Raw genomic sequence first — 19,651 nt, forward strand, 5'->3', positions numbered from 1 at the left:
CTTACTCGGCAACTTTGTTTACAATCGGCAGAGAAGCTTCTGCCACATCACCAATGTAACTCGGATGCTTATCCAAATTGGCTGATGTAACGTCATTGTAAATCAGGAATGCTTTTAAGTCTCGAGAAATGATTGGCTTAATGCCGCCAGGCGTGTTGGCCAATTGATAAAGAAATGACAGCTCAAAATTGACTTCGGCAGTGCTGCCTATCGCCATTGTCAGCGGAACAGAACTACCGGTTTGATAAGATTCTCCCGGCGTTGTGAGCGCGGCAAGACCGGACGGGTGCGTCGTGTAGCGCATTTGATAGCCAGCCGAAACGGGAAATGAAGGCGCAGCAATCCGCTTGATCGTGGCTTTTACATCAAAAGTCAATTGGCCAACAGCATCCACTGCCGTTGCACCCGGGTTGTTGTCAGCCTTCGCCTCCGATCGTTTCAACGTGATTTCATTCGCGCCTGCCCAAATTTCGCCTGCTACACTGCCGTCTTTTTTGTAAAATGTCAGTTTTTCAATCTTGAATTCGCAGGGATAAGTGCGCGGTAAGCCGTTTCGAAACGTGCAGGCAGACTCTGGATCATTTGGAATTTCCGGCGTTTCGTGATCTGTGCAGGAAAGGGCAATTCCCAAAATGCAAAAAACGAAATAAGAAAGCGATTTGCCGATCGTCTGTAAATTTTTCATAATTGTGCTTGTTGAAGTGGTTGTGTAAATGCTATTTTAATGATAATCAACTTCTTATCGCGATCCAAAAAACTGTGTGACAACCTGTGCTGGTTCTTATTTTACGGTTTTGGCCAATTATGGCCTCATCTTTCAAATTGGGGTTGTTGACAAAACAATGAGATTATTGGTCTCGTAAATACCTGGAAATGGATCAGGATTACAAGATTATGGGCGTGGCGGGGCGGTAGTTTTGCAACCAAAAAACGATTACGTCCATGATCCAGATTGAACCATTGAAACAGCTTTTGCGCGCATTGATTATCCTATTTATCTGCGCATTGATCAACACTTCCTGCACAGACCACGAAGGTCCGCAGACGCCCGATGCGGGGAGTTACCCCGCCGATGTAGTGAATTCCTGGCTGACCATGCAATTGAAACTTTCGCAGGCCATGCCCGGTCCACCACCAATTGCTGCAAGGCGCTTTGCTTACGCGGGCATCGCATTGTATGAATCCATCGTTCCGGGATTGGTTGGTTACCAGTCGATTGCGCCGCAACTAAATGGATTGCCAGCATTGCCAAAGATCAGCACCGGCATGAGTTATTACTGGCCAGCGTCCGCCAACGCAGCACTTGCGGAAATGAACCGGAGTTTGTTTCCGGCCATCACGGCGGCTCGTAAAGCGTCGGTTGATTCGCTGGAAGCGGCTAACTGGGCGCTGTATTTGCCCAAAAGCAGTGCTGCGGAGCTGGAAAGGTCGGCAGCATTTGGCAAGGAGATTGCGGCTTCAATTTTGGCCTGGGCCAAAACGGATGGCTACGACAACACAACGCCTTATCAGCTTGTGCCCGGCGCAGAACATTGGGTTCCTACGCCGCCCGCGTTCGCTGCCGCCATTCTTTCCAATTGGGGCGCTAACCGACTGATTGTCAGTAACAGTGACGCCAATGCGCCACAAGGTGCGCCCATGGCCTATTCCGAAGATCCGGCTTCTCCCTATTTTGCGCAGGCAAAGGAAGTTTATGACATTTCGCAAAGCCTGACAGGGGAGCAGAAGATCATCGCAACGTTCTGGCCTGACAATTCCTGGCACAATGTATTAAGCCAGATCCTGGCCATTGAAAAGCCGAAACTGGATGTCGCTGCTGTCGCATTCACGCAACTGGGCATTGCCATGTCGGACGCGTCGGTAAGCTTGTTGAAGGAAAAATACTTTTACAACACCGTCCGGCCCGTCACTTACATTCGTTCGGTGATGAACAAGCCGGCCTGGAATACGCTGATTCCGACGCCGCCGCATCCGGAATATCCATCGGGTCACGCGGTGATATCTTCGGCAGCCGCGCAGACGCTGACCAGGCTTTTTGGAGAAAATTATCATTACACGGACACACCGTATAACTTGGTTGGGTTTAGTCCGCGCAGTTTTAATTCTTTCAACGAAGCGGCAGCGGAGGCGGCAATTTCGAGGGTTTATGCGGGCATTCATTACCGTAAAACTTGCGAAGTCAGTCTCATTCACGGCAAAATTATCGCTGATAACATCGCGCAAAAGTTGAAGTTCAAGCCTTGATCTTTCAAGGCAATTTTAAAATGGGCGCTGGTTTTCATAACCAGCGCCCATTTTATTTTCCGGTAACTAATTTATAAATGTCGTTTGAAAACTGGGACGCCAAAATCAGGACATAATTTGTAGTTTTGATCGCTAACCTGAGCGCCGACTTTTGCTCAAACCCTCTTTTCAGATGAGTTTTATTTTACTGCCGTTTTCGGCTTTCTTGATTTTTCTTGTGTGCTATCTGGCACAATCCAATGAAGGAATTTATTCAAAATTGCGGGTCGCAATTGTTCAAACGCTGATCGCGTGTGCAGTTCTGGCATTCGTTTACAACGAAATCTTCTCAACATTCGACGGCATTAAATCCGCATCAGCCATTGTCTTCTGGCTGATAACAGCAACTTCGCTCGCCGCTTATCTATTTTATCAAAGGAAAACAAATCCGCTCCGAATCGCACATTTGAGCGAGTGGAAACAGTTTCTGCAACTGAAAGGCATGAGTAAGACCGCCAAAATCGTAGTCACTTGCGCTGGCCTGTTTTACATTGTTCCTCTGCTGTTTCTGGCGATTTATGCTCCTCCCAATAATTTTGACACGCACAGTTACCATTTGAACCGCATTCTTTTCTGGGTTAACAATGGCAATCTGGATCATTTTCCGACGCAGCATATTTTTCAATTGTATCTCAATGTCTTCGCAGAATATCTCGTGCTCCACACGGTGCTGCTATCGGGATCGGATCAGTTTGCGGGGTTGGTTCAGTTCGGGTCGTTTATTGGCTCAATGGCGGCCGTGAGTTTGCTGGCTAAAAAATTGGGCATGAAGCCTGGCGCTCAGTTGCTTGCAGCCATGTTTATGCTGACCTTACCAATCGGCATATTCGAAAGCACGAGCACACAGGTTGATTACGTCGCATGTTTCTTCTTCATCGCATTTGTTTATTTCGGTTTTGAACTGTTGGAGAAAAAGCGCTTTTCAACGCTGCTGGCGATGTTATTATCGCTCGTTCTGGGCGGTTTTACAAAATATACGATCCTCATTTTTGCCATCCCTTTCACAATTTACTTTGCTGTCAGAATCCTTTTACGATACAAATTTATTTACGCGGCAAAAGTCCTGGCACTGTCTATTGGCCTGTTTTTGATCATTTTCACACCGTTTTTTCTGCGTAATTATGCGCTCTTCGGAAGCGTAATGAGCCCGCCGGAACAAACGCGGCTTTTTGCTGAAAAAATTCCGGTGGACAAGCATGGCTTTCTCTTTACGGTTTCAGGCATTGTCAAGAATGCAAGTTTGCACATGAGCTTGCCTAACACTGCTTATAATCAGCTTATTGAACTAGGGATAAGGCAATTTCATGAAGCGATCGGTGTGGACATTGACGACCCTGCGCTGCGCCTCGACTGGTTCCGTGTACGCTATTCCGTTCATGAGGATATGGCTGCCAACACGTTCCACTTCTGGCTTATGATCATCGCTTCTCTGCCCTTGTTCTTCCTGCGTGGCCGATGGGAAGTTAAATGGCTCTGGCTTTGTGCATTGCTGGGCTTTGTGCTGTTTTGCACATTATTAAAATTCCAGCTTTGGAGCAGCAGAACGCATATGCCGTTTTTTGCGATAGGAGCGGTGCTCGTCAGCTACATTTTTTCACATGTTTATCGGTGGAAGATTCTTTTAATCGCCATGCCGCTGTTCATGCTTTCCTCCGTTTTTGTTTACGGAAATCCAAATAAGGCGCTGGTGCCGATCGTCTATCTGACCCAGAACTTCCTCGCCCACATTCCCGTGGCCATTTGCTCACCCGATCCTGCCCAAACCAAGCGTTTTAGGGATCAGTTGAGTTCCTATTACACCATTGCGGATGGACAAACGTGTCATCCGCTTAAATCCTGGCCGGGATATGGCGAGCGGCTGCGCGTTTTTAGGATGTTGGATAAACTGGGTTATTACAATGAGGACAAGACAGCCACGGTTTTTGCCACCGAACGCGATAAGAGTTATTTCCTGAGCCATCAGCTGGATTACGAAAGCTTCAAACCTTTGCTTAATCACATTGATGGCGATCGGAAAAACATTGGCGTGCTCTTCCGCAACGACTTCGGTTTTTATCATTACTGGGCTGCGGCGGCGACAAAAGTGACAAATCCCGGCCAAATGCAATACATTCGTTATCGCCGCGAGTTTGCTTCACTGCCTAATGCACAAAAACCATTTTATTACGATTATGTGCTGGCAGACGACGCTGGACTAGCAGAGAAATTTATTCCGAAAGCCAACATTGACACCATTTACAAGGCGCCGTTGCTTTGTCTGGTCAAACTCAAACGCAAAAGCGCTGAACGGCTGCTGTTTTAAAGGTTTTGGAAAGAACCAAAAAAGACGCCAACCCGTTGTGAAATTGAGCCCTGAGTTAATCGGGGCATCATTGCACATTGGTTATTTGCATCTGAATGAACGCTTTCTTCGATAAAAAATACGACAAACCGGTTTTTAAAAAGCACCAGCCGGACGACTCCTATAAATTTCAACCCGTTCCTGAATCTTCCGGAAAATATCCTTATCATCTTGATTTAGAGCATGTTCAGGCATTAAATGATCGCGATAAGCTCGCTTTCCATATGCTGGGTGACACGGGCAGCATTCGCAATCCGGATTTCCAAAAACTGGTTGTTGGGGAAATGATCAAGCAATATCAGCAAACGGACGGAACTGGCCTGGAACCGATGTTCTTGTATCATTTAGGCGACATTGTTTACAATTTCGGCGAGGCAAGTCAATACAAAAGACAATTCTTCGACCCTTATCAAAAATATCCAGGACCGATTTTCGCAATTCCAGGCAACCACGATAGCGACGTAAATCCTGAGAGCCGCGTTTCTTATAAAAGTTTAGAGCCTTTCATGAAGGTTTTTTGTGACAAACAGTCGCAAACCGTTTCTTTTAGTGGGGGCGCTGAGCGCAAGAGCATGACGCAGCCCAATGTGTTTTGGTCGCTCGTTACGCCTGTTGCGAGGATAATTGGCATGTATGGAAATGTGACCAAATTCGGCGTCATCACGCCGGATCAGCGGAAATGGCTTTTGGAAGAATTGAGAAGTGCGGACGCAGATCGTCCCGAAAAAGCGATTATCTTGTGCGTGCACCACGCGCCTTACTCAGCGGACATTAACCACGGTTCGAGCTTGCCGATGATCCAGTTTCTGGATGGTGTTTTTGAACAAACCGGCGTGCGCCCCGACATTGTCTTTAGTGGACATGTGCACAATTACCAAAGATTTTCGAAGCGTTATTTTGATGGAAAAACGGTCCCGTTTATCGTCGCAGGCGGAGGTGGTTATGACGAGCTGCATCCTGTGGCGTCTACAAGTGACTCGCGTTTTACGGGCAATAACGCGCTTTTCAACAATGTTTCACTTGAAAATTATTGCGACAACAAGCACGGTTTTCTGAAAGTTTTAATTGAAAGGACCGAAAAAGGGCTTCGGCTTACGACTGAGTTTTATGCGCTTCCGCATGAAAAACGGATCGAGCCAGGAGTGAATGCTGTCCTGGCCGATCGTTTTGTGATTGAAACTTAGCAGTTTATTGTTTGAATGTGATCTTCGAAAGCGTCATCAATGGTTCAACGGGCTTGGCTTCGGCATTTTTGAAAACCAGATAAATGTCATGCTTGCCGCTCGTCGGTTCGATTTTTACAACAACCGGCTCGCGGGTCGGACGGCGTGGTGGTTTGACAGTTTCACCCGGTTTTTTCTGGCTTTCCAACTCAGCCATAATCTTCGCCATATCCACCTCCGGCGCGATTTCAACCGATTTTTCACCGATTAATGTGCCCGTTGGAGAGTCCAGGTGAACTTCCACCTTGCCGCCCATAGCGCCTTCGCGTTTTTGCGCTGCGGCGTTCATTTCGAGCTCCTTAATGCCCGTTAAATCAAATTCTTTGAATGCCAGGAAGCTGTTTGCAAATGTGACCACGCTGAAACCGAGGCCGGCCGTTCCCAACGCTTTCATTTCCGCACCTTGTACAATGGGCGCCTCGGCAGCATTGATTTCCGGACTGCGCAGCACAATCATTTCCTCCGTTGTTTGCGCAGGAATGGCCTTATTGCCACTCACCGACCGGTCTGTGAACGCAGCTCGAATCAGCACCGTGCCTTTTCCATTATCTTTCGCAGGAATTTTTGGCGTGTATTCTCCTTTTACGGGCAGCGTGCTCAGCGTTTTGTCGGTGCTGTTCAGAATGTATTTCACAATCGTTTCCGCGTCCGCAACGGGCAGGGCAGGGTGGGCGGCCATGGCCACTTCGCCCCAAACACCCGAACCGCCTTTCAATATTTTCTCAACCAGCTTCTCGGTGACGCCCGGCTGGCCTTTGTATTTATTGGAAATGTCTGCAAATGAAGGGCCTACCGATTTTGTATTGGGCTGATGACAAACCTTGCAATCGCTTTTTCCAATCAAAACCTGCGCAACGGCAAACTGCGTGCTAGCGTCTACACTGCGCTGACCCTGAATCACTTCCGCATAATCGAAACCTTCCGAGGCGTAATCAATGCTGATCGCGATTTGGTCTGGCTTGATTTTCCCATCGGCTAAGCTTCCATCTTCCTTATCGACAACGTCAACAGCATATGGAATTGATTTTCCCGCAAAAAAGAATGTCTTATTGCCTTCCAGGCTTACCGCAACTTTCGGCGGTTCATTGCCTGCAATGATCTTGATGGATTGTGAATTGGCAGCGCCTTTGGCATCCGTAACCGTCAGATTTGCGGTGTAAACGCCTGGTTTGTCAAATTTCACAGTCGGGTTTGCAGTGTTAAATGTCTTTGGCGCAGCGCCGCTTCCGGTTATTTTCCAGCTGTATTTCAGATTATCTCCGTCAAAATCCTTCGTGCCGTCAGCCGACAGTTTTGCCTCAAACGGAACCGTCCCTCCCTTTTTATCCGTCGAAACCTGCACGATTGGCTTTCTATTTCCGCCATTGTATTCGATGCGGATCAGCCTTGAATTTTCGCTTTTTCGGAACCAGTTGCTGCCATATTCGAGCACATATAAATCACCCGAAGGGCCAAACTTCATGTCAATCGGTTGCACGGGATGGTAACTTGGCAACACGCGTTCCATGGATTGATAATCTCCGTTTTCGCTCATCGAAACGGCCATGATCCAGCCACGTGAGAAGTCGGCTGTGATCCATTTGTTTTCGTAGTATGCAGGCCAAGGACGCGCAGGGGCTTTGAAATCGGAGCGGTGATAAACCGGTCCGCCTGTTGCGCTTCTCGAACCTGAGCCCACCAGCGGGAACTTGTCCGAAACGCCATATGGATAATAAATGAAATTCGGAGCTGTCGGCATAAGCTCTTTCAAACCTGTGTTATTTGGCGATTCATTAATTGGTTTGTTCGGGTCTTTTTTTGCCAATGGCTTATTCGCTGCATAATCGTAAACCGGAAAGGCTTGATTATCACCCACAAACCAAGGCCAGCCAAAATTTCCGGGCTTGCGCGCCTGGTTCATTTCGTCATAACCCCGAGGCCCGATCTCCGAATCTTCGTTCGCATCCGGACCTACTTCTCCCCAATACAAATAACCCGTTTTGCTGTCGACCGTAATGCGCCATGGGTTTCTGTGGCCCATTGAATATATTTCCGGACGTGTTTTTGCAGTTCCTTTGGGATAAAGATTTCCTTCGGGAATGGTGTACGAGCCGTCTGGCTCAGGATGAATTTTTAGAATTTTCCCTCTCAGGTCATTCGTATTTCCAGCGTGTCCCTGATCGTCCCAGCTGGCTCTTCCCGGACGCTCATCTGTTTGCGCAGCCTTTTGATTTCCAGTGTTGTTACCCACCGCCAGATACAAATTTCCGGCTTTGTCCCACGTCATGCCGCCGCCTGTGTGACAGCAAACTTCGCGCTGTGTTTCCACCTCCAAAACTGTCTTTTTGGAGCTTTCTACAAGTTGGTCGTCCTTGATCTCAAAGCGAGCGAGAATGTGCTTTTTTTCGGTTGGATGGGCGTAATAAAGATAAATCCAATGGTTTTTCTCATAATTCGGGTCCATTGTAAAACCCATCAAACCCTCTTCGGCCTCTCTGGAAACGCCTTCTGCGCTCGTGTATTTGGTGTTAACCGGAATGTTGGCGATCAGGTCGGTTGACTTGGTCGAGGGATTGTATTTTTTCAAAGCGCCTTTCCGCTCGATAATGTAAGCCGAACCGTCGGGCAGCACTTCAAAAACCATGGGTTCGTCCAGATTGTCGGAAACGACGATAGGGGTGAAGCGGCTTTCATCCGGCTTCTGAGGCGTGTCCTGAACCGTGAACGCGGCAAGCGAAATAAGCACAGTGCCGGTGATCACGTTTCTTGCAACGCCGATCAGGCTCTGACATTGAGCGTATAAATTTGTCATAAATCGTAAACATGAGTTTACTGGAAATATAACAATAAAATAATGAAAAATTCTTACTTCATCATTTTCCCATCCAATGCTTGAAATCGCTCACTTTCTCACGGCTTACCAGCACTTCTTTGTTGTGTAAAGGCCGCAGGCTTAGCGAAAGACGATTCCCAAAATACGGATCGATCTTGTCGACTGACTTGTGCGTGACCATCATGCCACGATTGATCCGAAAAAAGCGCTCGGGATCAAGCACTTCCGCGAGCTCATCCAATGTATAATCGACCAGCAGTTTCTGATTGGTGTCGGTGATAAAGAAACTGTAACGATCTTCTGTGAAAAAGTAAGCGATCTCACTGACTTCCACAGAGAGCATTTTCTGTCCCTGTTTTACCAAAAATCGCTGCCTGTAATCATTACGCGCGGGTTTTCTAAAACTTTCAAGGAGCTTTTTAATTCCTTCCAGCGAATCCGTTGCCGGCTGCGCGCGCATGTTTTCGTATTTCTGTAAACTCCTTTGCAAGTCGTCGCGGTGAACCGGTTTGAGCAGATAATCAATGCTGTTAAGCTTGAAAGCCTGCAATGCATATTCGTCGTATGACGTTGTAAAAATGATCGTGCTAGAAACCTGAACCTGATTGAAGATCTCAAAGCTTTGTCCATCAGACAGTTCTATGTCCAGAAAAATAATGTCGGGGTCTGCGTTGCCTTTTCTCTGGTTAGAAGAAAGCCATTCGACCGTTTCTTCAATGCTGTCCGTGACGCCGTTGATGATGAGCTCAGGAGCGGTTTCAGTCAGCAATTTCTTCAATCTCCGGACCGAGAGATCTTCGTCTTCAACAATGAGTGCGTTCATATTTTTCAGGCAATTAATGGCAGAATTACGGTAAAAAATTCGTGGTTACTTTCAATCACAGGCTCTCGCAATGTGGGTTGATGTGCTTTCAGGAGCTTATATTTTGTAATGATATTGATCAATCCAACGCCGGTCGATTCAAGGTTTTCTGCTCCTGCTGTGAGCGTTTTTTTCTGCAAATTGTTACGCACCATCAAGTCTCCCTGCTGCGTGCTTAAAATGAAGATCGTTAGTGGCCGGCTGACGCGGATTACATTGTGTTTCACTGCATTCTCGACCAAAAGCTGCAAGGTCAACGGTGGAATTTTGTGATCCAGCAGATGCTTCTCGACGTGAATATAAAGCTTCATTCCATCGCCGTAACGCGTTTTGAGCAAATGTCCGTAAGAATCCATGAATGACAATTCCTTGCGCAAAGTCGTCAGTTGGCTGAAATCTTCTTCGTCCAGCGAAGCGTGATTGGTTTGCAAAAGATAGCGGTAAACACGCGCCATTTCATCCACAAATTGCTCCGCTTTTTCCGGATCTTCGGCAATGAGCGTCGATAATGAATTCAATGTGTTGAACAAAAAATGCGGGCTCACCTGGGCTTTGAGGCTTTCAAGTTGTCCATTGACATTCTCCTTCATCAACCGTTCGCGGTTCACCTCGTGCTGTTTCCATCTGCTGATCGCATTGAAAGATTCATGAATGCCCATTACAAGCAAAATGGCGGCCATGTTAATCAGGTAAATCATTAAGATCCGGTGCGGCGTCAATGATGATCCAAACAACTTGAAACCGATATAGAGCCAGGCGATTAAAGCCAAAAAAATGCCCGATAACACTGCATGCGAGGCAATTGAAACGAAAATTCGTCTGGGCGTTTGGTCCAGTCGCGGATAGCGCTGGGCAATGTTTTCGTTGACTTTGGTTTGGATAAAAAAGGTTATGGACAGCAGACATCCATTGAGAAACGTGCTTCCTGCGAACGTTTGCCAACTACGGATGAATCCCGGACCAACCATCAAATAATTGAAAAACATCAGGAAAGCTGGCATCGTAAGCACGAAAGACCAACGGCTTCCGGAGCTGAAACTTCCCGATAATTTTTCTGTTAATTTTTCAGTTGCCATGGTGTGCTGTCCACTCGTGATCGTCGTCTGTCAATGATTAGGTTGCTTCAAATGTAAAGGAAGCCTGAGGAAATGGTTCATGATAATTGTATCAATTGTTTGAATAAACACATGAATTGTCATGAAATGTGCAATGCGTATTTTTACGTGCGCGCTTTGGCCGACAACATGGGAAGCGTGACAACAAAATGCGCCTCCGTTTGCTCCACTCGCACTTCACGATTGCTGAGCGCGTGATATTTGGCTTTGAGTTCGCTTAATCCGCCCTGATCGGTTAGCATCGGCCGCACTTTGCTTTGCATGTTGTTTTGTACGCGAATCCGCTGGCTGAAAGCGATTTCAATGCGAATAATTAATGGTCTGATTTTTGTCATTGTATTGAATTTGATCGCATTATCGACCAAAACCTGCAACACAAGCGGCGGCACAAACAGATCACCAGCGTAAGGTTCTGGCTGAATTATTTGCAAGCTTTCGCCATAACGCGCATTCAGGAGGCGTGCATAGGTTTGTAAAAACTCAAACTCGGCCTGGACGGGCACCAGGTCCGTTTTGGAACCTTGCAAAATGTATCTGTAAATCCTGGCAAGATCTTCCACGAAAATCTCCGCCTTTGCTTGATCGTCACCAATGAGCGCTGAAAGCGTGTTCAGACTGTTAAATAGGAAATGCGGGTTAACCTGTCCTTTCAATGCATCAAACTGGTGTTGCAGCGACTGCCTTTCCAGCTTTTCACTCTCCGCCTGATTGTTCCTCCATTGTTCCAGTGAATAAAAAAGCCCGAGCATTGCGCACAGGAAAATGTCAAAAAAAGCGCCCAGGATCATAATCGGCCAGATATTGGGCCATTTGAATGTAACCGCAAATCGGGGAACAAGACTGTAAGCCCACACATCAAACACAGCAAGCAGCAGCGTAAGCCCACCGACGGCAAGCAGCGTGATTAGCAGGCGTTTGCGCGTCTGATCGACATGCGGATAACGGTTGATCACCCAGCGCACAACCATGGTGAGCGTTATAATCGAGAACCAATAAAGAACAAATACTAATGCCGTTGCGGGAAGGAAAATGTCGAGGCTTGTGAAATATTTTTCTCCAATAAAATAATAGTTGCCGACGGCAAAAAAAACGGGCATCATCGCGAGGTGATACCACCATTCATATCGGGAGAAAAAACGCGGCTTCAAGGTTTTCTGAGGGTTTTGACAAGTTAAAATCAAAAATAAAGAACCCTAATAAATTACCCATCAGTCCGATTTTCTTTTTCCTAATTCAGCTTGCGGTTGCGTTAGTTTGTGACATGAATGCAGCGATTAATCCGGGATGGCAGTTAATGGCAGCGTTTGCCTGCAATAATTTTGGGCAAACAAAACAAAAAAACCGGTCAGCCGGAGACAGAAAGCACGGTGATCATTTCACCGATGGTTTTCGGGAAAGTGCCTTACATGCATGGTTATTATGACAAGTCTGCAACGTGGATTTCCGGTGGAGCCACAGTAACAATTACCGAGTTCAATGGAAAAGACAAACCTGTCAGCGGCTACTGCCAGTGTGCTTATAAATGCAGTATTAAAGCGTGCCGGCCTTCATTTTTGCCAGCTCTTTTTCAATAGTCGGAAATGGTTGTTTGGCCGCTTTGCTTGCTTCAACTGCTTTTGTCTGCCATACGATTGCTTCCTCCTTGTGGCCTAGTTTGTAGAGCAAATGCGCGTAAGTGTCGAGATAAGCGGGGTTACCGAGCGTCATCGGGTGGTTTTTTCCTTTATTCAGCTCATCAAACCACTCGATCGATTTCTTTGACCACATCAGCGCTTTTTCAAGATCACTTTTGCGGTTTGACATTTCATAAAAATGCCAGGCGTGCTCATTAAGCTCTATGTGGTAAAACTGCGAAGGTGGAGGAAAGCTCACAACGCTCGAAGTGACGCCCGGGCCACCATTGTGTTGCGTTTTCGGCTGACGAGCGAGTTGCTTTGCATCAATTCTTTTCAGCGAATCCACGGATAACATCATATAATGGTGATTTATAAAATTTGAAACACCCATTATATATTGCGCCGTGTCCTTAATGGCGTGCATGTATTGATTTAAATTCCTTTGTGAAGCCATGTAGCCCACTTCATAATCATTGCCATAAGTGCCTTGGATGAAGCTGGATAATTGGAAAACGAGATTTTGATCTTTTGTTTTGACAGCCTTGCGAAATGTACTTCCAATAATGCCATTATTTATCGCAACTGCCTCAGGGTAAGGAATGTTTTTATAGATGCTGTCGATTATTTTGCGCGGTGTCACGGCCTGGATTGCCTTATAAATGCGGCTGTCCACTGTCGGGCTTTGTTTGTAAATAAACTTAACGGTCTCAAAGTTTTGCAGCGAGTCAATTGTAAGCATGCCCGCATATTCGTCAAGCAAACGATCGATTGGCATTTGCATTTCTTTCTGCCTGGTAATGAACTCTCTAATGAAAGCCGGTGATCTTTCCCCAGCTTCATATTGCTTTTCATAAGCTGCAAAGGGCTTTTGGCCAATTTTTGAAATGGCCATGTCCGCTTGCTGCGCATAAGTGATCCCGCTGGAAGTGGAGCCTACGTATTTATGCAGCACATTGCCATCCGCATCAACAAACAGCGAGATCAATGGATGCGGAATTTTAAACTTCTCGGCAAATTTTAAGCCGTTTTTAGACTCAATGTTAACCCGCGTGGAAACGAAGTTTTTTGCAAATTTTTCCTTTAAAATCGGTGAGCTGAAACCCTGTGTAGCGACTGTGTTGCATTGCTCGCAGCCGGAGCCTTCCACATGAATAAAAACGAGTTTATTCTCGTCTTTGGCCTTTTTTGCAAGTTGTTCCCATGTCAAAGAAGAATCGACAAAAGCAATTTGCGCGATGCTGGAAATGGATGAAAAAATCAGAAAAGCAAGTAACAATTGTTTCATAAATCCGAATGATTGACGTCCGTCCAAATCTAGAAATTTTTTTGTAACCGTTTGTTGAGATTTTGTTAAATCTTCGAACTAGTTTGATAAATATTGTCGTCAGGAAAAACGATCAATGTTCTTGTTAGTGTTTCTGATGGATTTTCAAATCGAACTTTTAAACCCGTTTTCTCGGACAGTTCGCCGACCAGCCTCAGCCCCAGGCCAGACAAGCCCGGGTTGTTTTCATTTTGGGATAAAATAGTTGTGTAACCTTCTTGTGTAAATGCAGCGCCTGAATTTTCTATAAAAAGTGCTTTGCGCTGTGCGCTTTCAGTGAATCCTAATTGAATAATCCCGCCATCGTCCGAGGCTTTGACGGCATTTTGCAAAAGATTGCGGATGATGGCTTGCAAATAATAGGGGTCTGTGTTTACAATGATCTGTGGCGGAATTTGATTTTGTATTTGAAGATTTTTTGCTTCAATGTTCAGTTGCAGCAACCGCAGACTTTGCGCGGCAATATGAGAAATGTCAACGGGCTGAATGTCTGCTTTAAACTGGTTCATCTGGGTTTTTGACCAAAGCAACAAATCCTCCATGGTTTCCAAAAGTGACCCGGTTGCGGTCTGGATTTTCTCACTCAATTCTGCTTTTTGACCTTCGCTTAACAACTTGGGATTAAGCTGCTGCAACTTTAAAAATTGATAAACCTGGCTGATCGGCGAGCGCAGGTCGTGGCTGATAATGCTGAAAAGCTTGGCTTTGGTGCGATTCGCTTCTTCGAGTTCGCTGATGAGCGACGCCAGTTCCCGGTTTTTCATGTCCAGGATCTCAGCATTCTTCCTTTTATTCCTGTAAATAACAGCCAAAAGTGCGAGCGAAATTGCCAAAAGCGTCAGGCCCGAAATAAGCCAGAGCCGCTCTTTTTTGGCGCGGTCAATTTGTAAGTTCTTGACTTCGATCTGCTGCTGCTTGTCTTTGTTTTGATACTGCGCTTCCGCATCGGCAATGCTTTTTCGCGCCGATTCCAGATACAACGAATCCCGCAGTGGCGCATATTTATCATAATAAGCATAGGCCTGCTGCCATTGACCGGTCGCGGCGTAACATTTAGCGAGCGACTGCAACAGGCCAACGTGAATCTCCAGTCCCAAGCCATCGCTGTGAGGCTCCGATGCTTTCAAATATGGCAGCGCTTTTTCAAATTGTTTCCGAGCCAAAAGCACAGTTCCAGTCATGAAATTGACCTGCGACAGCAGCAATGTGCTCGCCCACTTTGGCGCAAGCGCATTGGCACGATCGAGGTAAAGTTGCGCGCTGTCCAGTTTTTTTAGGGTTAGATAATGATCAGCAAATGTCAGGTCGAGCGCGATTTTGTTAGATCGCCGACCCGTCTGCTTGTCGTCAGGAGTGATCATTGCGGCTAGACTGTCATAGTAAATCCGGGCCATTGCGGGTTGCTTCATGAGCAAATAAGCCCCGGAAATATCCTTATAATAATAGTTGAGATATGGCTTGTAGGCAACAATGTAATTTCTTGATTCTTTGATATAATAAAGCCCTTTTTCTCCTTGTTGCAGCTGAGTATACAGCTCACCGAGACTCATTAAGTCCACTACGAGTTCCTCCCGATCCTTAATTTTTCCAACTTGAATCAGCTGCTTCTTGATTGTAATCGCTTTGAGCAAATAATTGACCTGCGTGTTATACTCGCCTTTTGAGGCGTAATAATTGCCAATTGTTGCGTACAACGAGGCTTTTTCATATTCATTTTTTGTGGTGTCAATGCTTTTCAGCACTTCCAGAAGCGTTGCATCAGCCTTTTGCTTGTTTCCAACCGAATTGTTGTATTCAAACAAAAGACGGTTAAGGGACATCAGAACACGTCGTGGCAATTTGCCTTTGCGCGCGAGTGCAAGCGATTTTTCATGATGATAAAAGGCGCTGTCACTATTAGAGGTTTCAAAGGCATAACCAAGGTTGTAATGGAAAATCGATCGATAATAAAAATCATTTGCAGGAGCGAGCCGCAAGGCATAATGTGCCACGAACTTCTCCTTTTCCAGGTCATCAATATTGGCAAGTGAATCGCAAAGATCAGCAAGCGCTTCCAGCTTGTCCCTGACCGACTTGTATGGCGTCAAATCGGGAATAATCTGACTGTAAGCGGTTGATAGTGAAAGAAGAACGCCGCATATGAAGAGTAAAGTCTGTTTCATTTGAGATCAGATTCTAAGCTTGGCAATGGCAGACCGATAGGTTTTTCCAACCGGGATGACCGTTTTGTTGCAAACCACTTCCGAGTGACGCAGCTCCTTGATCTGATTCAATGAAACGGCATAACTGCGGTGTACGCGCATGAAACGGTCGGCTGGAAGCTGCTCCATAAAACAAGTGAGCGAAGAAAGGGTCACATAGTTCTTTTGCTGGGTGATGATCTTGGTATAATCCTGCATCGCTTCCAAGTAAATAATGTCCTTTTGTGCCAGTTTTACTTGGTTATAACCTTCTTTAATGGTTAGCGTATCCTGCTCAAAAAGCACTTCATAAGCGTCAGCGCGCTGCTTCATGAGCGCATATTCCCGCACCCTGCGTGCGGTTTCCACGAAGCGTTCTTCTGTGAGCGGTTTAAGGATATAATCCAATGCAGACAATTCGTAACCATCGAGCGCAAACTCATGGTGTGACGTGATAAAAACGGCCATTGAAACGTCGGCCCTGATTTTTCGCAAAAGATCCAACCCGCTGATGCCCGGCATTTCAATGTCCAGAAAAACCAGATCAGGCTTAATGTATTGCTGCGCTTCGTAACCTTCCAGTGCATTGGGATAAGTGCCGCAATTTTGAAGGAAAGGAAACGCTTTGGCATATTCTGTAATTGAAAATAAGTCCAGCGGATTGTCGTCAATGGCAATGAAACGGACAATGGGGAGCGAACTGCCGGTCATAAAGAAGTTGATAAATGATGCTCAATATATGCAAAAGCATCTTCCAGAGAAATCCTGTAAATAAATAACCGACGGACACGAAACGCTAACGACATTTATAAACCAATGCAAGCGCACGGTGCGACGGATAGAAGCCATCAAGCGGATAACCGGCGGGATTATAAGCGCGTTTCACATCCTGAACATATTCTTTTTGTTCTTCGGGATAACGAATGGTTGTGCGTGTAATGTTGTTGGTCGACATCAAATGGGCATATTGGTCGAAATAAGTGCTTTGGATTGCGTATAGTTTTCTGAATGGGTTTGGGCTTTTGTCATATTCGAATGCGTATGATTCCAATGCTTTGCCGTCCATTCGAAAGCGTTTCAATGTTCGCAAATTGCCGTCATCGCCGATATCGAGCATGGCATAGGAATGTTCTGTTTCCTTGTAATTTTGGGTGCTGCCCGGTGCGCCAGTGACTTCGTAGGAACTCTGAATGATGCGGTCGAGTTTGCCGGCTTTCCACTCAAACCGGGTTGAATATCTGGGCAATGTTTCTTTTTCAAACCAGGTTTTTTTGACCAAAACCTTATTGGCATCGTATTCAAATTTGACATTTATTTCTTGAACCACATTGGTTGCGACAGACGGCCGTTGCTGGTCGTAATAACTTACGGTGCTCGTCATTTTAGTCGTGTCGCCAAAATATCCGGTGTACGCGTATGTGGTGCCGCTGATCAGATCCTGTTTGTTGTAAAAGATCTCAACACGAGCGCCCGATCCCGTTGTGTCGGTCACATAACCCAGAAGCAGGCAAGGCTCGGTTTCAACCATGGGCTCCTTCACATCATCTTTTTTACAAGCCATCGCAACAATGAGCAGCGCGAAAATCATAATGTGTTTCATGGCAACTGAGATTAGCTTGATGACATTCAGGGACAATTAGTTATCAAAGTATCCGGTCGCTTTTATTTACCATAATGTAAGGCTTTTGATGAAGCGCATAATGCATTTCAACTAGTATAATCGAGCATTTCGTGCCTTAACATTTTTACAAAATGACTTCATTGAATAAAGCATGAAACCAAAGTTGGCGCAGGCAAGGTGGTTCAGGATTATTCCTGTTGTGTTTGTAACTTATAGTCTGGCTTATCTGGACAGGGCCAATTTTGGCTTTGCAGTCGCCGGCGGAATGGCGGGTGATCTGCACATTACGCCCAACACATCGACCTTGCTGAGCTCGCTTTTCTTTCTGGGCTATTTCTTTTTTCAAATCCCCGGAGCGCAATATGCCGCACACAAAGCTGCCAAGAAACTAATATTCATCTCTTTAATCTGCTGGGGCGGATTAGCGGCAGCGACTGGAATGGTCAACGACACGACAACGCTGATCATCATCCGATTTATGCTTGGCGTTGTGGAAAGTGCGGTGATGCCCGCCATGCTCATCCTGCTGAGCCAGTGGTTTACCAAAGAAGAACGCTCGCGCGCAAACACATTTTTGATCCTCGGAAACCCGGTTACCGTGCTCTGGATGTCCGTGCTCTCCGGCTATCTGATCGATTCGATGGGCTGGCGGTGGATGTTTATTTTACAAGGCGCACCTGGAATTCTGTGGGCATTCATTTGGTGGAAAATGATTGATGAGCGCCCATTGGAGGCCAAATGGCTGTCTGATTCTGAAAAAACAGAACTTGAAAAACGCCTGCAAGAAGAGCAGGTCGGCATTAAGCCGGTCAAGAACTATGCGGAAGCATTCAAGTCCAAAAAGGTCATTTTGCTCTCGTTGCAATATCTGCTTTGGAGCGTTGGTGTGTATGGATTTGTGATGTGGCTGCCATCGATCATCAAAGCCGCGCCCGATATGAACATGGTTATAACTGGCTGGCTGTCGTCCGTTCCGTATCTGCTGGCTGTCATTGGCATGCTCAGTGCTTCCTATTTTTCTGATAAAACAGGCAACCGGAAGGTTTTTATCTGGCCGTTTCTGCTCATCGCCGCCATATGTCTTTACGCCACCGTTTGGCTTGGACCTGAAAAATTCTGGCTGTCCTATGTGCTGCTTGTAATTGCCGGAGGCGCTTTGTACACGCCATATGGGCCGTTTTTTGCAGCAATTGCCGATGTTTTACCAAAAAATGTGATTGGCGGCGCAATCGGTTTAATCAACAGTTTGGGCGCATTAGGCTCGTTTGCAGGCTCTTATCTGGTGGGTTATCTCAATAGTGAAACCGGAAATTTCAATGCGTCTTATACATTGATGTCCGGCGCGTTAGTCCTGGCGACGATCATCACGCTGGTCGTTATTCCGGCGCCAAAGCACGAGAAGCTAGTTTCGGTTAATGCTTAGAAGATAGCAAAACAACTTCGTCGCCTTCCCGAACTGTCCCCGTTCCCAGCCCGATCACATTCTGGCCGAAGAAAATATTGCGGTCTATTTTGCGGTAACCAGCCAGAGTTTTCAGCGGTTCCGAGCCTTTAATGCCCGTTTTATTATCAATGGTCACCATAATGCAGCGCTCGCAGGGTTTGGTAACTTCAAAACTGGTGTCTCCAATGCTGATATTTTTCCATTGATCTTCCGCATAGGGCGACGTGCCCGCCACAACAAAATTGGGACGGAAGCGCTTCATTGTGACCGGCTCAGCAAGTCTGCTGTTAAGGTCATCCAGTGACGCCTGCGAGATCAGTAAGAAAGGAAAATCGTCTGCAAAACTCACGTGACTTTCGCCGTGCGCATACATTGGATCTTGTTTGCGCTGGGTGTTTGCTGTCATTTCTACAATGCGAACGGCTTTACCCAAATGTTCCGAAAGCCACGCATCAGCCTCATCGCAAACCGTTCGGGCGGTGACGAAATCCTTCCATATTTTCACTTGCATGTCTGCATCCGAATTTCGTTGGAATGGAATAAGAATTGGTCTTTCAGGCTGATAACGATGCGCGATAAGCAATCCTTCTTCATAGAGCTGAACGTCCAGCAAGGCCATTTGTGCATTGACCCGCTGGGTTAGGAAAGTGCCTTTTTCATCCACAATCAACCAGCGGCGATCATATTTCAGTCCTTCTTCTTCCACCTGCGATTCTTTCAAACGTATTCCGCCGAGGGATTTTACAGGATAGATCCATATTTCTGATAAATGCATTTGCGGAAGATTATGGTGCGGACAAAGATCCATGGAAATTATAAGAATCTTTCAA

The 19,651-nt window shown here is 46.3% G+C and carries 14 protein-coding genes; 4 read left to right on the forward strand and 10 right to left on the reverse strand.

From position 1 onward, the window contains the following. Position 1 precedes the first annotated feature (1 nt). A complete protein-coding gene (locus tag LZG73_RS04650) occupies positions 2-685 on the reverse strand; it encodes a hypothetical protein (RefSeq protein WP_233846528.1) in 684 nt (227 codons plus the stop codon). A gap of 257 nt (positions 686-942) precedes the next feature. On the opposite strand from LZG73_RS04650, the gene LZG73_RS04655 reads away from it, so the two are divergent. The 3 genes from LZG73_RS04655 to LZG73_RS04665 all read left to right on the forward strand — a co-directional run bounded on the left by LZG73_RS04655 (position 943) and on the right by LZG73_RS04665 (position 5,808). Beyond that, positions 943-2,244 (forward strand): vanadium-dependent haloperoxidase, encoded by a 1,302-nt coding sequence (locus LZG73_RS04655; protein WP_233846529.1) that lies wholly within the window; start codon positions 943-945, stop codon positions 2,242-2,244. A 172-nt stretch (positions 2,245-2,416) separates the two neighbouring features. After that, complete coding sequence (locus LZG73_RS04660) at positions 2,417-4,585, forward strand: glycosyltransferase family 39 protein (protein WP_233846530.1); 2,169 nt, start codon at positions 2,417-2,419, stop codon at positions 4,583-4,585. Between the two features lie 95 nt (positions 4,586-4,680). Then, positions 4,681-5,808 (forward strand): metallophosphoesterase, encoded by a 1,128-nt coding sequence (locus tag LZG73_RS04665; protein ID WP_233846531.1) that lies wholly within the window; start codon positions 4,681-4,683, stop codon positions 5,806-5,808. Between the two features lie 4 nt (positions 5,809-5,812). Here LZG73_RS04665 and LZG73_RS04670 read toward each other — a convergent pair whose 3' ends face one another. The 8 genes from LZG73_RS04670 to LZG73_RS04705 all read right to left on the reverse strand — a co-directional run bounded on the left by LZG73_RS04670 (position 5,813) and on the right by LZG73_RS04705 (position 17,356). Then, positions 5,813-8,638, reverse strand: coding sequence for a PQQ-dependent sugar dehydrogenase (locus LZG73_RS04670; RefSeq protein WP_233846532.1), 2,826 nt, complete (start codon positions 8,636-8,638; stop codon positions 5,813-5,815). Between the two features lie 61 nt (positions 8,639-8,699). Further along, positions 8,700-9,482 carry a LytTR family DNA-binding domain-containing protein gene (locus tag LZG73_RS04675; protein WP_233846533.1) on the reverse strand — a complete coding sequence of 261 codons (783 nt, stop codon included), beginning with the start codon at positions 9,480-9,482 and terminating at the stop codon, positions 8,700-8,702. Positions 9,483-9,487: 5 nt separating this feature from the next. After that, the gene (locus LZG73_RS04680) at positions 9,488-10,597 is read right to left on the reverse strand and encodes a sensor histidine kinase (protein WP_233846535.1); all 1,110 of its coding nucleotides are present in this window, start codon (positions 10,595-10,597) and stop codon (positions 9,488-9,490) included. Positions 10,598-10,740: 143 nt separating this feature from the next. Then, a complete protein-coding gene (locus tag LZG73_RS04685; protein ID WP_233846537.1) occupies positions 10,741-11,784 on the reverse strand; it encodes a sensor histidine kinase in 1,044 nt (347 codons plus the stop codon). A 382-nt stretch (positions 11,785-12,166) separates the two neighbouring features. Continuing rightward, on the reverse strand, positions 12,167-13,537 hold the full coding sequence (locus LZG73_RS04690; protein WP_233846539.1) for a thioredoxin family protein: 1,371 nt from the start codon (positions 13,535-13,537) through the stop codon (positions 12,167-12,169). A gap of 65 nt (positions 13,538-13,602) precedes the next feature. Further along, positions 13,603-15,738: an ATP-binding protein gene (locus LZG73_RS04695; RefSeq protein WP_233846540.1), complete on the reverse strand. Its 2,136-nt coding sequence runs from the start codon at positions 15,736-15,738 to the stop codon at positions 13,603-13,605. Between the two features lie 6 nt (positions 15,739-15,744). Continuing rightward, positions 15,745-16,467 carry a LytTR family DNA-binding domain-containing protein gene (locus LZG73_RS04700; protein WP_233846542.1) on the reverse strand — a complete coding sequence of 241 codons (723 nt, stop codon included), beginning with the start codon at positions 16,465-16,467 and terminating at the stop codon, positions 15,745-15,747. Between the two features lie 85 nt (positions 16,468-16,552). Further along, positions 16,553-17,356 carry a hypothetical protein gene (locus LZG73_RS04705; protein ID WP_233846544.1) on the reverse strand — a complete coding sequence of 268 codons (804 nt, stop codon included), beginning with the start codon at positions 17,354-17,356 and terminating at the stop codon, positions 16,553-16,555. Between the two features lie 172 nt (positions 17,357-17,528). Here LZG73_RS04705 and LZG73_RS04710 point away from each other — a divergent pair, with 172 nt between their 5' ends. Further along, entirely contained in the window at positions 17,529-18,800 is a 1,272-nt protein-coding gene (locus tag LZG73_RS04710) for an MFS transporter (protein ID WP_233846546.1), read from the forward strand. Here the strand turns inward: LZG73_RS04710 and LZG73_RS04715 are convergent. Next, the gene (locus tag LZG73_RS04715) at positions 18,790-19,596 is read right to left on the reverse strand and encodes an MOSC domain-containing protein (protein ID WP_233846548.1); all 807 of its coding nucleotides are present in this window, start codon (positions 19,594-19,596) and stop codon (positions 18,790-18,792) included. The two genes, LZG73_RS04710 and LZG73_RS04715, sit on opposite strands and share 11 nt — an antisense overlap. Between the last annotated feature and the right edge of the window lie 55 nt (positions 19,597-19,651).

This window comes from Dyadobacter sp. CY326 (assembly GCF_021390515.1).
Taxonomy (GTDB): Bacteria; Bacteroidota; Bacteroidia; order Cytophagales; family Spirosomataceae; genus Dyadobacter.

Excerpts from the sequence above, each read along its gene's own strand:
- LZG73_RS04650 (WP_233846528.1), bottom strand. The coding sequence starts at position 685 with ATGAAAAATTTACAGACGATCGGCAAATCGCTTTCTTATTTCGTTTTT.
- LZG73_RS04655 (WP_233846529.1), top strand. The coding sequence starts at position 943 with ATGATCCAGATTGAACCATTGAAACAGCTTTTGCGCGCATTGATTATC.
- LZG73_RS04660 (WP_233846530.1), top strand. The coding sequence starts at position 2,417 with ATGAGTTTTATTTTACTGCCGTTTTCGGCTTTCTTGATTTTTCTTGTG.
- LZG73_RS04665 (WP_233846531.1), top strand. The coding sequence starts at position 4,681 with ATGAACGCTTTCTTCGATAAAAAATACGACAAACCGGTTTTTAAAAAG.
- LZG73_RS04670 (WP_233846532.1), bottom strand. The coding sequence starts at position 8,638 with ATGACAAATTTATACGCTCAATGTCAGAGCCTGATCGGCGTTGCAAGA.
- LZG73_RS04675 (WP_233846533.1), bottom strand. The coding sequence starts at position 9,482 with ATGAACGCACTCATTGTTGAAGACGAAGATCTCTCGGTCCGGAGATTG.
- LZG73_RS04680 (WP_233846535.1), bottom strand. The coding sequence starts at position 10,597 with ATGGCAACTGAAAAATTAACAGAAAAATTATCGGGAAGTTTCAGCTCC.
- LZG73_RS04690 (WP_233846539.1), bottom strand. The coding sequence starts at position 13,537 with ATGAAACAATTGTTACTTGCTTTTCTGATTTTTTCATCCATTTCCAGC.
- LZG73_RS04695 (WP_233846540.1), bottom strand. The coding sequence starts at position 15,738 with ATGAAACAGACTTTACTCTTCATATGCGGCGTTCTTCTTTCACTATCA.
- LZG73_RS04700 (WP_233846542.1), bottom strand. The coding sequence starts at position 16,467 with ATGACCGGCAGTTCGCTCCCCATTGTCCGTTTCATTGCCATTGACGAC.
- LZG73_RS04705 (WP_233846544.1), bottom strand. The coding sequence starts at position 17,356 with ATGAAACACATTATGATTTTCGCGCTGCTCATTGTTGCGATGGCTTGT.
- LZG73_RS04710 (WP_233846546.1), top strand. The coding sequence starts at position 17,529 with ATGAAACCAAAGTTGGCGCAGGCAAGGTGGTTCAGGATTATTCCTGTT.
- LZG73_RS04715 (WP_233846548.1), bottom strand. The coding sequence starts at position 19,596 with ATGCATTTATCAGAAATATGGATCTATCCTGTAAAATCCCTCGGCGGA.